We start from the raw sequence: 15,361 nt of genomic DNA on the forward strand, positions 1-15,361 counted from the left end.
CTATCTTCTCTTAACTGGAACTTGAATTTCTGTGAGCCAATCCTCTTCAACCTTTTTATTCCACACACCATCAATGTATGATTCCCGTGGATTGTCTACCATTTGAAATTCATTTTCTTCTATCCATTTCAAAACAGCAGCGTAGGCTTTAGGTAATTCCTTGTAACTTCCTTTGTGCAGTACGCATGCTGCAGTTTCAACCTTCTCCATGGTTTTAAACTTAATTATATCAGAATCTTTCTTCTTTTCAGTAACAACATCACAAATTTCCACATCTATATCATGTTCCTTGTATTCTCCGTCATGGTAAATATCAAAACAATATTGAGGAACTGTATATGAGCATCCGAGTCTCTTCATTTCTGCATCCTTAATTGAAGCAACATCAAATAAAACACTATAATCTGGTATAACTGTCCTCATTGATGCAACAATTATTTCAGGCAGTTCTTTTAATATAATATGATACTCGCCTTCATTATTCTTTTGGATTAAATAAGACTCCACCTCTGATAATTTCATAGTATCATCCGCAATTTTTCTAATAAGTTCACTCTTCTTTTTCAAAAGCATTTTTTCTTCTGACATGCCATCTTGAACTTCCTTGATCTCTTCTAAGGTAAACCCCATCTGCCTCAGTGCCAGTATATGATGAAGAACAGGAAGCTGGGCAGAAGTATAATAGCGATATCCATTATGCTCATCAACATGTGCAGGCTTTAGTAATCCAACATTATCATAATATCTTAGTGTTTTTATAGTAACTTGATTTATCTTAGAAAACAATCCAATTTTATATAATATAGTATCATCTTTTTTTTCGCACTTATATTGTTCTTTCATAATCAACCCCACTTATACAATCTCTAAAATTTATTCCCATCTAAAGGTTTTAACTGCTGCAATAGCACTAACTAATCCCCATACTAACATAATCACAATAGGTGTTAAAAGACTTTGTTCTTGTAATCCTAAAGAATATCCTTTTAATAATTTAATCCCCTGAGTAAGAGGCAAAACATTTGAAACATATTGAAGCGTTTTGGGGAATATTTCGTATGGTACAGTAGCACCTGATAAAAGCAGCATTGGGAAATATACAATACTACAGACTACATTTGTTATTTTCATATTCTTACAAATACTTGCCATAAGCATTCCAATACTGTACATAGAAAACATAACTAAAAAATAGGATAAAATGAACCCAATTTTTGAACCCCTCATTTCATAATTAAAAAACAGCTTAACTACTGCATATACACATATTGCAGATATTATAGAAAGTACCATATCTATTACAACCTGTACTAATAGTAACACAGCAGGGCTTACAGGTGTTACAAAAAAATGTTTCAAAATCTTCTTATCTCTGTAATCCGCAATTGTTATAGGAATCCCCATAAAAGCAGTAGCACAAATACCAACCGTTATAAGTGCTCCAAAGGAACTTTCTAAAAGTGTGTAGCTCGCCCCATGAAAAGCAGGTTTTGACTTGCAAATAGCACCTATTAATACAATAATACCTACTGGCATACAAACTCCAAAAAATATGCTATCCGGACACCTAAATCCAAGCAGTCCCTCTATCTTTAATAACTTTAAAAACCTCTTCATTCTGCGTCCTCCTCACCCATATACCATAAATATGCTTCTTCCATTCTCTTGTATGGGCTCCCCGTTATTACTTCATCAAGAGTACCACTTACTACTTCTTTTCCGTTTTTAATAATGCACACTTTATCGCAAAGTGCTTCTACTTCATCCATATAATGCGAGGTTAAAAAAATTGTAGTTTGTTTTTCTTTTAAAGAAAGCAGCTGTTTCCAGACTTCCCTCCTGGCAGCAGAATCTAAGCCAGTTGTAAGCTCATCTAAAAAAATAACCTCTGGATTAGGAATTAACGCAAGCAAAACCGATAGTTTCTGTTTTTCTCCACCAGATAAGCTGGATACTTGTTTCTTTTCAAATTTAGATAGCTTAAATTCCTTTAAAAGCTTTTTATAATTTGCAGGATTTTTATAAAGTGCATAAGTTTCTTCACATAACTCTCCAACCTTAATATTCCCTTGGTAGCATGACTCCTGAAGCTGTACTCCAACTCTTTCAAATAGCTTTTTCCTTTCTTTTATTGGATTCATCCCAAGTATACTTACGCATCCACTTTCAAACTTCTTAAGTCCTAAAGTACAGTCAATAGTTGTAGATTTTCCTGCTCCATTATGCCCGAGCAAACCAAATATTTCTCCCTTTTTTACCTTGATAGATAAATTGTCAACAGCCACTTTGTCCTTATAACATTTTTTCAAATGACTGATAATAATACTATCTTCCATTACATTATCTCCTTTCGAATATATACTCATTTTTCAATTGCATTATTGAGTATATATTCTCCTGTAAGGGAAGAGTCAAGAATATATTTTATATTACTTCAATTCATAATTCACAAAAATCAAGAAAAAAGTAGATTATAATATAGATAGAATAGTGTTTGAGAGGAGAAAAATAGTAATGAACAGAATTGAGATTTTAAGACAATATATTGATAATATACTTTTAAATATGTCAGATGTTAAAGAACGAAGATGTGCTTATGTACATTTATATGGTGTTGCTCAATCTTGCGCATTAATTGCATTGAAACGTGGGGAGAATGCTGAACTTGCAACTATGGCAGGTATGCTTCATGACATATATTCATATTCTAAAATGGATGCTAAAGACCATGCACATAAAGGTGCTGTCTTGGCAAAGGAAATACTAGCATCATTAAAGATAACAAACGAGGATGAAACTAAAATTATTTGTGATGCTATTTATACACACAGCGAAAAAGAATTTGTACATTCTGATTTTAATGAAGTTTTAATAGATGCAGACGTACTTCAGCATTGCTTTTATAATCCTACCTTTGAAATAATGCCACATGAAAAAACAAGGTATGAAAAGCTCAAAATTGAGTTTGGTATTGCATGAGATTAAGTCATAAATCTTACTTCAAAATTTTATGATATTGAACATTACAGGTGGACAATCTCACCTATAATGTCCATAAATCTACATTTCAGCACTGCATTAAACATAGACTTATACTAAAATGTATCTTTTTAACGTGCATTATTAATTATTTCAAGCATTTCATCATGTAAAAAACCATTAGAACATACAATACTTGAAGGACGAATAATCTGCGGTGCTTCTCCTTCCCAATCTGTAGTCTTTCCTCCCGCTTCACTTAAAATTATAAATCCAGCAGCATAATCCCACGGCTGAAGGCACATTTCAAAGAATGAATCCATACGTCCGCAGGCAACGTATGACATATCTAAAGCTGCCGAGCCTGACCTTCTCACATCTCTGCATTTTTTGAAAAGTGATGTTACTATTTCAAAAGTTTCATCTACATTGCTTCTATCATAGGGATTAGTGCCAAAGCCTGCAAGACATTCTTCCAAAACCTTGTTTTTAGTAACACTAATCTTTGCTCCATTTAAGAACGCACCTTTGCCTACTTCTGCAAAAAACATCTCTTCCAAATAAGGATTATACACAAAACCCATACAAGGTTTATTTTCCTTATAAAGTCCTACTGAAATTGCTGAATGTTTATACCCATACATCAAATTTGTAGTACCGTCTACAGGGTCAACAATCCAAGTAGACTTTTTTATATCATACAGATTATTCTTAGCCTCTTCACCTATAACATTGCTCCCCGGGATAATCTCCTTAAGCTTTGCTGTAAGTAACTTTTGAACCTTGTAATCAATCTCTGTAACATAATTAGCAAAACCTTTTTCTTCCACCATATTACCATGTATAGTTGAAGCAGCAATTATTTCTCCAGCTTCTCTTAAAGCTTTCTCAACATTTTCTCTTACATCTTGCATTTTTACATCCCTCCACTATTTTTTAGAAACTTCTTTTACATAACCCCATGTTTTACCATTATCCTTTGACTCATATAAAGCTTTAGAGTTCCCATTATAATCTCCGTCAGAGCCCTGTCCAACCAAAGCATTAAGGATTCCATTTTTCTTATAAGGCATTCCAGGTAAATCAAAAGGATTATAAGTTTGACCGGCAGATGTTACTTTTACTTCTGGAAAACTTACCTTTGCATAAGATTTACCTCCATCTTCCGTACGATATAAGTCTCCCCTACTTCCTCCACTTTTAGCTAAACATAAAAATCCAAGTTTGTCATTTAAAAAAGTTACTCCTGAAGCAGTGCCAATATCCCCTGCAAATGGATCATCATTTATAGTCTCCCAGGTAGTTCCTCCATCAGTTGTACCTTCTAAAGAATACGATCTACTTCCTGCCGCTGCTGCCGTTACCTGCAAGCGATATCCAACTTTCTTTGACAAATAAAATTGACCTGAGGCTTTGTCTGGCTCATCAAAAGAAGGCTTTTTATTCTCATTTGCATTCGAAAACTCTGGCATTTTTGCGTTAGCCGAACCTTCTAGCAAATTATATCTAACAGGCACATACTCATTTTCTTTTCCCGGCACATATATTGAAACAGTATATCCAGATATTTGCGAAAATGCCATACCAGGAGAGCTTATATTCCCCTTTGAATCAATATACATAATACCAGTTGTATTATATCCAAAACTTCTCTTTCCATAATAAAGAATGCCAAATTGCTTTTCATTCCACTTACTTACGGTTTTCTTAAGTGGAATTACCTTCATTGTATCAAGCAGCGGTTTTAAAAGCTTATCTTTGCTGTACGTTGGATTAGCATTTCCATTTAAACGCACTGTTATATCATCTGACTTACTGCCATCATAGCTAATTAAATAGGTCTTGAGCTTGCCATCACTATCTTTACCATAGAGAAATGTATCAAAAGCTGTGATTTTACCATCAGAATCAAATTTAAGACTGAAACTGGTTGCTACATAAAGCTTTTCAGGCATATGTATCTTTGCATTAATATCCGAAAAAAGTCCTTTTACGCCATCCTTATATATGTTATCATGCTGAAGCTTTACAGTTTTCTTGTTTCTCAAATCCTCTAAAAGCCAAGCCAGCTTTCCATTATATTTTACTGCATCATGGTATATTTTAGCTCCATAAAAACACGTTATAAGCACTAATATTACCAATACTACACAGTTCCACTTAGTTTTAAGCTTTGAATAATTTTCATATTCATTTTCACTTTGTCCATCTAAAACTGCCGATTTTCTTAACTTTCTGATTATCAAAATTATAAACCATACTACGAAGAAAGTGAGACACCCAATCAATATTGGTACATTGTTTTTGAATCTTCCAAATTTGCACAATATGTATAGTTCATAAAATGCCAGCCAGTATACTAAAATAAATACAGTACATGCTGCCACTGATAAAATTAATTCTTTTTTTGTGATTTGCTTGTGTATTTTCATTTATTCACTCCATTCTACCTTTATTTCAAAGCTTGAGAATAGTTTAAATTTCATGCTCTTTTAAAACTAAAGTTTATTAAATTATACAACAAATTTTTGAATATTAATACATGTGAATCTAACAAAAAAGGCATTAATTCAACAGTTTATAATGCCTTTTATCCTAAATTCAAATATAAATTTCAATTTAAATTGCCAAATTTAATATAAAAAATTTTGTACCTCTTTATATTATTAGATTAGTTTTAAAACATAATCTTTTTATTTCTAAGTTAGTTATTGAGATAAAATTTCTAAAAAAAGCAAACATAATTTTTTGATTTCTCTGTTTCAACAAAATTTTTTCTAACTCATCCATCTTAACCTACAATCTCAACAATTTAAAATTGATTTCCAAATTATCATATATCCCAACTTTTATTTTATCTTTGAAAGAATAACTTTCAGGAGCTGCATACTGGTTTGTATCAGTATCAGGTCTATAAACTAATATAGTTTTCTTCATAGGGTTTACTATCCAATACTCACACACTTTATGTTTATAATTTCATGTCAAACTATACTTGTCAAAGTGAACTTTTAATATTCTATTTCAAGCATAAATTAATGATACGAAATCTTATTTTCCTCACTAATCTCTAACACACATTTATTATTAACCGCAACCCTTGGAATTTTTATTTGATTTTTAGATATTCCCTTTCTAAACAGAGCTTCTTTTATCAAATTAAAAGTATTAGGTTTTAAAAGTACTACTTTAATCCTACCAAGCCTTCTATTATCCCTTGCCCTATCGTAAGCTAAATTTGATTTTCTAAGCTCACTATCCAGAGTTCGTTCTAATAGTTGAAGTATGCAGCTTGACATATTATTTTTAAGCTCAAAATAAAAAATGTATCTCCCTGGTGTAATTGAATTATCCGGCATTGTAGTATAATCTACTAAATTCAATTTTAGTTTTTTGATTGCAGCCTGTATGGCACTTGTTAATTGTTCCTCATTAGTCTTTTCAGCTGCCATGTTCAAAACCTGATTCTTTCTATACAAAAACTCAACCTCAGGACAGTTATTATAAAATCCAACTACCTTAACAACATCTCCAATTTTATATCTATAAAGTCCTGCATAATTAGTAACTACTATTTCATATTTTTCTCCAAGCTTCAGTTCATGTAAAAGAAATGTGTCTCTGCTGGTTCCATCTACACGGATAAATTCATAAAAAACAGTGCTTGGTATAATTACATATCTTATTTTATCTGCATAAGGATTAATGCCAATCATAGCCTCAGTTGAACCATAAGCAGCAGAATAAATCGGCAGTGAATCTGTGTAATACTTAACTTTGTCATCGTATATAGAAAAATTTGCTCCAGTTACTGTTGCAATGTACAATAAATTAGGCCATATTCTAGAACTTATACCTTTAAAACCTTTTTTAAATTCTAACTCCAGTTTATCTGCTCTCACATTATCCGGTGAAAGAAACTTATTTAATTCCTTTCTTACACCTTCGTCAAGATTTAATTTACTATTTATACATCCTCTCCTTATATCATTTACAAGCTCCTTATGCCATTTTTCCATAACTCTAAATAAATCTAATACACTTGAAATAAAAACGCCGCCTATATATAATAGTTCTTTTTCTTTTAAACCAAATAATAAGTGAAGGTATAAAGCTGTTTCCTTGTCCTTTATTTTCATAACCTCAAGTGGCGATGTAAACAAATATGGCAATACACTTTTTATGCCTTTCATACCACCGGACGTGGCTGAACATATTGGAATTCCACCCTCTGTATAAGTTGTCATAACTATGTCTGCTATCATTAAACCTCTTCCATAATTCCAGCCTTTTTTAAAATTATCATAACAGAATTTATTAACAAGCAGTGCCATATATCTTGAGGATATTCTTCTGCTATTTCGTGTGCATGGAATAAGTTTCTGCTTCCCTGTAGTTCCTGATGTATGCCCAAAATATTCAATATCATCCTTCATTAAAATATTTTTTTCTCCTCTTGCCATCCTATTTATATATCCTTCATAATCCTTATATTCTGTAATAGGTACTCTTCTTTTAAACTGCTCTATAGATTTAATACTATTAAAATCAAATTTCATTCCTATTTCACTATTGCAGTTTGCTCTCAATATATTAAATAGGACTTTTTCATTTACCTCTCTGCACCTTTTAGTTTCACGCTTAAATCTTACTTTTACTATACCTCCAGCATTTATAGAAATTTTATAAAGTAGTTTACTGATAACACTCATAATAATTCACTTCCCAATTATTTTCTCATAACAATATATGAAAAATCTAATTACATTTATGTGAATTAATAAAAATGAACTACATCATGCAATTAAAAAATAACACAATTTTTCTATAGTTCATATAATACTTATATTAGAACTATTTTGCAGGAGTATATAAAATGAATAAATTCAATCCTGAAAAACTTTCTGTAGAATACCGGAATGGAGTTACTCCTACAGAGCCTATTATTCCACGCCGGTATACACTTACACATTCAGACATAACTGCTGAACTTTTTTTAACAATTGGATTAAATTATGCTTATGACAAGACTAATGCTACTAGAGATGAAGTACTTGGACAGTGGATTAAAAGAGGAAATAACTATGCTTATCATGTATACCTATATGTAGATGGAAAACTTAATCCAGCATCAGCTGCAGTGCGAAATTATATATTTAGACGTGAATTACCACTTGCTTTAAAAGCTATTAGATATGGTGATAGATTATTTTTTTTATCTCACAAAGAGTTAAATACTTCTCCAATAATAGTATTCTTTATATCCTCTAATCCATATTTTAATAAAGTAGAAAATTGGGGTACTTTGGGGAATTATGATGTTTCAAATTCTTATAGACATGACAATCCAAATGAATACTTAATTGACGTAAAAATAGGCGATGTTACTGGTGATGGTATACCTGATAAAGTGTCTTTATATGGAAACAAGAACGGTTCTTCAGAAATTTTTTCTGACAATATCACTATTGTAGTTGAAGATGGGCATACACATAAGCTTCAAACTATTAAACCTAAATTCAATTCTGGATATAACGCGTCAATCTTCCTAGGTGATTTTACACGGGACAAAATTGATGACATAAAATTAAGCATAGATTCTGGCGGCAGCGGCGGATACGGCTTTTTCTACATTTACACTTTTAATGGCAGCAGCTTTGTAGAAATCTTCAATTTTGATAAATATAATGCAGAATATAAATATAGAGTAGATTATGCTGACTTCTACAAGGTTAATGTTAGCAGCACCACCTTAGATAAGCTTTTCATATTGGATATAAGCTATAAAGGATATGATTATCTATCTCAATATTACTATGAAAATGGGAAATTGAAAAAGCCAGTTCAAGGAGAGGTTCTAGCATTAAGTACCTTACTTCCTACTGTTATGAACGAAAAGCTTACTTATTATGATTTAATTGCTTTTCAACGTATTATTGGTACATTTAACAGTGACACTCTGGGATATATTCAAAATTTTCTCATGTGGAACGAAAAAAAATTTGTACCTTCAAGAACTTTTTTAGCTCTACCAGGTACAAACTTAATTACTCCATATTAGTATTCTTACCTTTGCATAATCATTAATTATGTGGTACTATAATAATATCCATTTAGATTAGACCTCTTTTGATTATAAATTTGATTGACGGGATCATTTTTATTTTATCAAAAGTAGGTTCTTTTTATTTTGTTTAGTTATTAGAAGTGATAAGTTTTTAGAGCTTATCACTTTTTTAATAGCTACTCATATATAATAAGAATTTTATATTAAAGAGTTACGCCATTTTTAAATATTGAAATTTCGCGTATTCCGTTCTTTTCATTATTAGCCAATTTACCACTGGCTACTTCAATTATATATTTTACAAAATTCTGTACTAAATCATCCATTGTAACATCATTAATTAATTCACCTGCGTTAAAATCAATCCAGTTACTTTTTTTATTATATAATTCTGTGTTTGTAGACAATTTTACAGTAGGCACAAAACTTCCAAAAGGTGTACCTCTACCTGTAGTGAATAAAACTAATTGACATCCAGCAGCTGCAAGTGCAGTAGATGCTACTAAGTCATTACCAGGTGCACTTAACAGATTTAAACCATTATTTTTTAATGTGTCTGCATATTCAAGAACATCTATAACTGTTTCACTGCCAGCCTTTTGAACGCAGCCTAAAGATTTATCTTCAAGAGTTGTGATTCCACCTGCTTTATTTCCTGGTGAAGGATTATCATATACAGGTTGATTATAGCTCATAAAATACTTTTTAAAATTATTTATGAGAGCTACTTCTTTATCAAAAGTTTCTTTATCTTTTGCTCTATTCATAAGTAAATGCTCTGCGCCAAACATTTCTGGTACTTCAGTTAATACTGTAGTTCCTCCCTGAGCTATAAGAAAATCAGAAAACTTTCCTACAAGTGGATTTGCTGTAATTCCTGATAATCCATCAGAGCCACCGCATTTAAGTCCAACCTTAAGTTCTGATAAACTAATAGGTTCTCTTTTATCCTTCTTCATATTTTCATTTAATTCAAGAAGTAAATTAGCACCTGTTTCAATTTCATCTTCTACTTTTTGAGCTACTAAAAATCTAACTCTTTTTTCGTTAAAATCACCCAAAAAAGCTTTAAAATCCTCAGGTATATTATTTTCACAACCGAGTGATAATACAAGAACTCCACCTGCATTTGGATGTTTAACCATATCTCTTAATACTTTTTTAGTATTCTCATGGTCATCACCTAATTGGGAGCATCCAAAATTATGTTTAAATATAGTTACAGAATCCGCAGAAATAACATCTGCTTTCTCTTTAAATCTTTCTATGATTTTATCTCCGATTCCGTTTATGCAGCCAACTGTAGGTACAACCCACAATTCATTACGTATTCCAACTTTTCCGTCTTCTCTTTTATATCCATCAAAAGTCAAATTTTTATTATGAAATGGGTTTTCATTCAAACTTTGATTGAACTTGTACTCTTTTAATCCTGATAAATTAGTTTTAATATTATGAGTATGAACCCATTCTCCCTGAGAAATTTCCTCTACAGCTCTACCTATAGGGAAACCATATTTAATGATATTCTCATTTTCACTAATTTTATTTATAGCAATTTTATGACCCTTTTTCACATCCTGCTTTACAGATATGTTCATGCCATCAACTGTAATGGATTCACCTTTCGCAATATCTGTAAGCGCTATAACTACATTATCTTTTTCATTTATCTTAAAGAACTTTTTCATACAATTCACTCACCTTTTACAAGTAATCGCATCTTATATTATTTCCAATTATTATAGCAAATTAACGAAACTCCCACGCAATTTTCCGCACTGTGGAACTAAGTTTCGTTAATTTGCTGCACTTTTAGTATTTTACAATATAAATTAATATATCTTATTGCTACTAAAACTATCTTTCTGCTCTAGCTTCTTTAACTTTGCTTACAAATTCTTTAGCATTTTCAGTTACTTTTGCATAATTTCCTTCTTTAGCAGGTCCAGTTAATTTTCCACCAACACCTACAGCAACACATCCATTTTTAATCCAGTCTTTAACATTGTCCAAACTAACACCACCAGTAGGCATTATTTGAGCCTGTGGAAGAGGTCCTTTAATTTCATTTATGATTGATGGACCATATGCACTTCCAGGGAATAATTTAATTATATCCTGTCCAGCTTCCATAGCTGTAACAATTTCATTTATAGTCATGCATCCACCTATATATGGTACTCCATATCTATTACATAATTTAGCTGCTTCTAAATTAAAGCATGGGCTTACAATAAATTTAGCTCCAGCTAAAATTGCTACTCTTGCAGTTTCGCTGTCAAGTACAGTACCAGCACCTACCAATAATTCATCCTTAAATTTATTGTTTAAAGTCTTTATAACATTGTCTGCTCCAGGAACAGTAAATGTTAATTCTATAATATTTACTCCACCGTCAGCACAAGCCTTTGATATTTTTACAGCCTCATCTTCGCTATTAGCTCTTACAACAGCTACTACTCCAACGTCACTAATTCTCTTTAATATTTCAAATTTTGAAGTCATCTTTTTACCTTCTTTCACATATCTATTACTGTTTTCATTATACGAAATATCGTTCCGTAATGCAAAACTTATTTTCCCGCAATTTTTTAGATAAATGCTTATTAAATATAATATTCTCTTAAATACTTAATAAAATTAATTCTTTAATATCAGTTTAATTTAATATTAATTTCTATATCCCAATTCCTTCGATATACTACTTGCACATTCCAGCATCCATTTTGAGAAATCGCCTATCTTATCTTCTGTAAAGCTCAAAATTGAACCTGATACACTTGCAGCTCCACATATATTTCCCTTATAATCCCTTATAATTGTTCCAATGCATCTTATTCCTATTTCATTTTCCTGCTCATCTATAGCGTATCCTTTTTCTTTCACTTTTTTTAGCTCTTTTTTCATAGTCTCTAAATCAGTTATGGTTCTATCTGTAAGCTTTTTAATATCGCTTTTCTCCCAAATTTCCTCAACTTCATTATCCAGCATTTGTGACATCATTGCCTTTCCAACTGCTGTACAGTACAAAGGAATCCTTTTACCTATGCTTGAATACATTCTTATAGTCTTTTGGGGTTCTACCTTGGATATATACACCATATCTGTTCCATCTCTCACAACTAAATGAACAACTTCATTAGTTTTTTCCATTAATTTTTTTATATATGGAAGCGCCACTGTAACTAAACTCATGTTTTCTACTTTCTTATTTCCCAATTCAAAAAGTTTTAAAGTCAATCCATATCGACTGCTGTTTTTATCCTGCTGCACATATCCTTTATATATTAACGTAGACAACAATCTAAATACTGTACTTTTATGTAATCCTACTTTTTCACTTATTTCAGTAATTCCTAATCCATTTTCATAATCCGAAAGTACCTCTATAATAGAAAGTGATCTATCCACAGATTGAACTATTTCCTGCATTAAAACCATCCTCTCTTCAAATATATAAATATTCCACTTGAGACTATGCCATTTGCAATAATCTTATAAACTCATATTATAATATCACAATTTTTAAAGAAATGCGAAGCCAAAACTCTCCGTAACATTAAATGAATTCCATAATAAATATAAAACTTCCCCCTTATTAACGGGCGAAGCAAAGTTAATACCCCTCAGCTTAGCCCCCCCATGTATAAGAGCTATTAGAAGTTTATTCCTGTATAAACTTTTAATTCCGATTTTCCGCAGCGGACCGGAAGAAAATCATCCCTGCTTTTCCCCATAAAGTGAAGGAATAGAATTTTGGGAACAATTTAAATAAAGCTCAATAAGTCTTGCTGCAAATTATAAAAAGACTTAGTAATTTTAATTTGTTTGAGCTTTTTCTCAGCGAGTTATTAAAATTTCTTAGTATTTTTATAATTAAAATCTTAACCTTATATAAGCCTTCATTTCAGATTTTCCGTAGCGCAGTGGAAGAAAATCCTCCTTGCATCTACCTTCTGTGCGAAGTAACAGTATTTTGGAAACAATTTAAATAAAATTGTATAAATCTTAGGGTGATATTTTGAAAAGACTTAGAAATTTCAATCTGTCTGAACGTTAGTGAGTTATTGAAATTTCTTAGGATTTTTAAAATATCACCCTTAGATTTATTAATTTTATTTAATGTTTCAAAATACTGTTACTTCACACTACTTCTTCTTAGCTCTTTTAGGTTTAGCCTTTGGTTTTATAACTATCTTTTTATTCTTTTTACCGCTGTCTCTTGGGCCACCCCATCCTAAAACATCAAAGAAGGCATTAAGTGAAAATAAAAATACTGCCATTAGGATGTAATATAGTACTTCATTCACTGTTATTTTTCCGCTGCCTAATTTAAAAGTACCTCCAAGTACAAGAGTTGCCAAAAGTAAGATTACTGTAAATACTAACACAACCCATTTGTTTAACTTTGTAATAAATAAATCTTTAACCCTGTTGTATAAAATTGTCATAGCAAACATTATTACAAGTAATATCAACATAAACGTAAAATTAAATCCCTTCACGACGATTCCCCCTTACATTTCTTCAACAACATCTATTCCTATGAGTTTAAGTGCACTTTTTATAACTATTGAGACTGCCTCAACTAATGCAAGTCTTGCATTCTTTAGCTCCTCATCCTCTGTATTTGAAATATTATACATATTATAAAATTTATTAAAGGATTTTGCAACCTCAATTACATATCTAGTTATTACAGAAGGCTCTAACCTATCTATTGAATTTAATATAACTTCTTTAAAGTTTTCTAAGTGTTTTACTATGTCAAATTCTTCATCTGAAACAAGCTTATCATACTTTATATCTCCCTTGGCAGTACCAAGTTTTCTAAGTATACTTTTAGCTCTTGCATAAGTATATTGTACATAAGGACCTGTTTCTCCTTCAAAACTTAACATTTCCTTCCAATCAAATATTATATCTCTTTCTCTTCCATTCTTAAGATAAGTAAATATAACAGCTCCTATACCAACTTTTTTAGAAACATCTTCTTTATTTTTAAGATCAGGATTCTTCTTTTCTATTATTTCACTTGTCTTTAAAACAGACTCTTTTAATAAATCTTCAAGGAAAATTACATCTCCATTTCTGGTAGAAAGTTTTCCCTCTGCAAATCGTACAAGACCATATCCAACATGAACACAATCCTTTGCCCATTCATGTCCTGCAAGTTCTAGTACTTTTAAAAATTGTTTAAAATGAAGTGACTGCTCAAGTCCTACAACATATATACATTTATCAAAATCATAAGTTTTCTTTCTATATTCAGCTGCTGCTAAATCCCTTGTTGCATATATACTTGCACCATCTGCTTTTTTTATTATACATGGAGGCATATTATAATCGTCTAACATTACAACCTTAGCTCCATTACTTTCAACTAAAAGTCCTTTTGACGTAAGTTCTTCTTCTATTGCATCCATCTTATCACTGTAAAAACTTTCCCCAGTATAATGATCGAATCCAACACCAAGTTCATCATAAACCCTTTTAAACTCTCTTAAACTTAAATCTTTAAATTTTGTCCAAAGCTCTACTTCTTCTTTCTCACCATCTTCAAGCTTTTTGAAATACATTCTTGCTTCATCTTCTAGTTCTGGAGCTTTTTCAGCTTCTTTATGAAACTTAACATATATCCTAAGAAGCTCTTTTATTGGATCCTTATAAAGTGCTTCTTCATCACACCATCTTTTATATGCAGATATTAATTTACCAAACTGTGTTCCCCAATCGCCTAAATGATTTATTCTTATTCCTGTATATCCTGCTGCTGAAAATATTTTATATAACGAACTTCCAAGAACCGTACCGAATAAATGTCCTACATGAAAAGGTTTTGCTATATTAGGTGAAGAATACTCTATGATTATTTTTTTGCCTTCCCCTACTTTTGAATGTCCATAGTTATCTCTTTCATTTAAAACCTTTTCTATGGTTTCTTTTGCAAAATCAGCTTTATCTACGAAAAAATTAAGATATGGTCCCATACTTTCTATCTTTCCAAAACCATCCTTATCTATTTTATCTTTAAGTTCTCCAGCTATCATATTAGGAGCTTTTCTTAGAATTTTAGCAAATTGAAAACATGGAAGTGCATAATCACCCATATCCTTCTTTGGTGGTATTTCTATAACATTATATAGAGCATCAATATCCACATCAATAATTTTACCAACTTTTTCAGCTATTATTTTTTTGTAGTCCACAACTTTACCTCCTCAAAATTAATATAAAAAAAACGCCATCTACATAAAATGCAGAGACGATTATATTTCGCGGTACCACTCTGATTGACTCATAGATATAACT

At 31.4% G+C, this 15,361-nt stretch carries 13 protein-coding genes, 1 pseudogene and 1 other annotated feature (1 of these 15 only partly in view); of the genes and pseudogenes, 2 read left to right on the plus strand and 12 right to left on the minus strand.

Annotated features, from left to right (window positions below; all coding sequences use genetic code 11):
• Genes BEE63_RS04190 through BEE63_RS04200 form a run of 3 tightly spaced genes read right to left on the minus strand, consistent with a single transcriptional unit; the run spans position 1 to position 2,336 of the window.
• Positions 1 to 843, minus strand: coding sequence for a MerR family transcriptional regulator (locus BEE63_RS04190; protein ID WP_066020187.1), 843 nt, complete (start codon positions 841 to 843; stop codon positions 1 to 3).
• A gap of 30 nt (positions 844 to 873) precedes the next feature.
• Positions 874 to 1,617 (minus strand): ABC transporter permease, encoded by a 744-nt coding sequence (locus tag BEE63_RS04195; protein ID WP_066020188.1) that lies wholly within the window; start codon positions 1,615 to 1,617, stop codon positions 874 to 876.
• On the minus strand, positions 1,614 to 2,336 hold the full coding sequence (locus BEE63_RS04200) for an ABC transporter ATP-binding protein (RefSeq protein WP_066020189.1): 723 nt from the start codon (positions 2,334 to 2,336) through the stop codon (positions 1,614 to 1,616). Before BEE63_RS04200 ends, BEE63_RS04195 begins: the two co-directional genes overlap by 4 nt.
• 178 nt (positions 2,337 to 2,514) lie before the next feature.
• Here BEE63_RS04200 and BEE63_RS04205 point away from each other — a divergent pair, with 178 nt between their 5' ends.
• On the plus strand, positions 2,515 to 2,979 hold the full coding sequence (locus BEE63_RS04205; protein ID WP_081312464.1) for an HD domain-containing protein: 465 nt from the start codon (positions 2,515 to 2,517) through the stop codon (positions 2,977 to 2,979).
• Between the two features lie 131 nt (positions 2,980 to 3,110).
• Here BEE63_RS04205 and BEE63_RS04210 read toward each other — a convergent pair whose 3' ends face one another.
• The 4 genes from BEE63_RS04210 to BEE63_RS04220 form a co-directional block, all read right to left on the minus strand.
• The gene (locus BEE63_RS04210; protein ID WP_066020190.1) at positions 3,111 to 3,893 is read right to left on the minus strand and encodes an inositol monophosphatase family protein; all 783 of its coding nucleotides are present in this window, start codon (positions 3,891 to 3,893) and stop codon (positions 3,111 to 3,113) included.
• 15 nt (positions 3,894 to 3,908) lie between these two features.
• Positions 3,909 to 5,411, minus strand: a complete 1,503-nt coding sequence (locus tag BEE63_RS04215) for a WD40/YVTN/BNR-like repeat-containing protein (RefSeq protein WP_066020191.1) — start codon at positions 5,409 to 5,411, stop codon at positions 3,909 to 3,911.
• A 364-nt stretch (positions 5,412 to 5,775) separates the two neighbouring features.
• Positions 5,776 to 5,943 carry a Uma2 family endonuclease gene (locus BEE63_RS21340; RefSeq protein ID WP_242874681.1) on the minus strand — a complete coding sequence of 56 codons (168 nt, stop codon included), beginning with the start codon at positions 5,941 to 5,943 and terminating at the stop codon, positions 5,776 to 5,778.
• 71 nt (positions 5,944 to 6,014) lie between these two features.
• Positions 6,015 to 7,691: a GH3 auxin-responsive promoter family protein gene (locus BEE63_RS04220; RefSeq protein ID WP_100369863.1), complete on the minus strand. Its 1,677-nt coding sequence runs from the start codon at positions 7,689 to 7,691 to the stop codon at positions 6,015 to 6,017.
• A 164-nt stretch (positions 7,692 to 7,855) separates the two neighbouring features.
• Between BEE63_RS04220 and BEE63_RS22070 the strand changes: the two are divergent.
• Positions 7,856 to 8,302, plus strand: a pseudogene (locus BEE63_RS22070) (staygreen family protein); the annotation flags it as partial.
• 947 nt (positions 8,303 to 9,249) lie between these two features.
• On the opposite strand, the gene BEE63_RS04230 reads toward BEE63_RS22070, so the two are convergent.
• The 5 genes from BEE63_RS04230 to argS all read right to left on the minus strand — a co-directional run bounded on the left by BEE63_RS04230 (position 9,250) and on the right by argS (position 15,258).
• Positions 9,250 to 10,737 carry a UxaA family hydrolase gene (locus BEE63_RS04230; protein WP_066020192.1) on the minus strand — a complete coding sequence of 496 codons (1,488 nt, stop codon included), beginning with the start codon at positions 10,735 to 10,737 and terminating at the stop codon, positions 9,250 to 9,252.
• A 169-nt stretch (positions 10,738 to 10,906) separates the two neighbouring features.
• Positions 10,907 to 11,554, minus strand: a complete 648-nt coding sequence (locus tag BEE63_RS04235; RefSeq protein ID WP_066020193.1) for a bifunctional 4-hydroxy-2-oxoglutarate aldolase/2-dehydro-3-deoxy-phosphogluconate aldolase — start codon at positions 11,552 to 11,554, stop codon at positions 10,907 to 10,909.
• 165 nt (positions 11,555 to 11,719) lie between these two features.
• On the minus strand, positions 11,720 to 12,481 hold the full coding sequence (locus BEE63_RS04240) for an IclR family transcriptional regulator (RefSeq protein WP_066020194.1): 762 nt from the start codon (positions 12,479 to 12,481) through the stop codon (positions 11,720 to 11,722).
• Positions 12,482 to 13,197: 716 nt separating this feature from the next.
• Complete coding sequence (locus BEE63_RS04245) at positions 13,198 to 13,554, minus strand: hypothetical protein (protein WP_081312466.1); 357 nt, start codon at positions 13,552 to 13,554, stop codon at positions 13,198 to 13,200.
• 12 nt (positions 13,555 to 13,566) lie between these two features.
• Positions 13,567 to 15,258, minus strand: a complete 1,692-nt coding sequence (gene argS / locus BEE63_RS04250) for an arginine--tRNA ligase (protein ID WP_066020195.1) — start codon at positions 15,256 to 15,258, stop codon at positions 13,567 to 13,569.
• A 49-nt stretch (positions 15,259 to 15,307) separates the two neighbouring features.
• Positions 15,308 to 15,361 (minus strand) — a binding site (T-box leader); it runs 168 nt beyond the window's last position.

It is taken from the genome of Clostridium pasteurianum (assembly GCF_001705235.1).
GTDB classification, from domain to species: domain Bacteria; phylum Bacillota; class Clostridia; order Clostridiales; family Clostridiaceae; genus Clostridium_S; species Clostridium_S pasteurianum_A.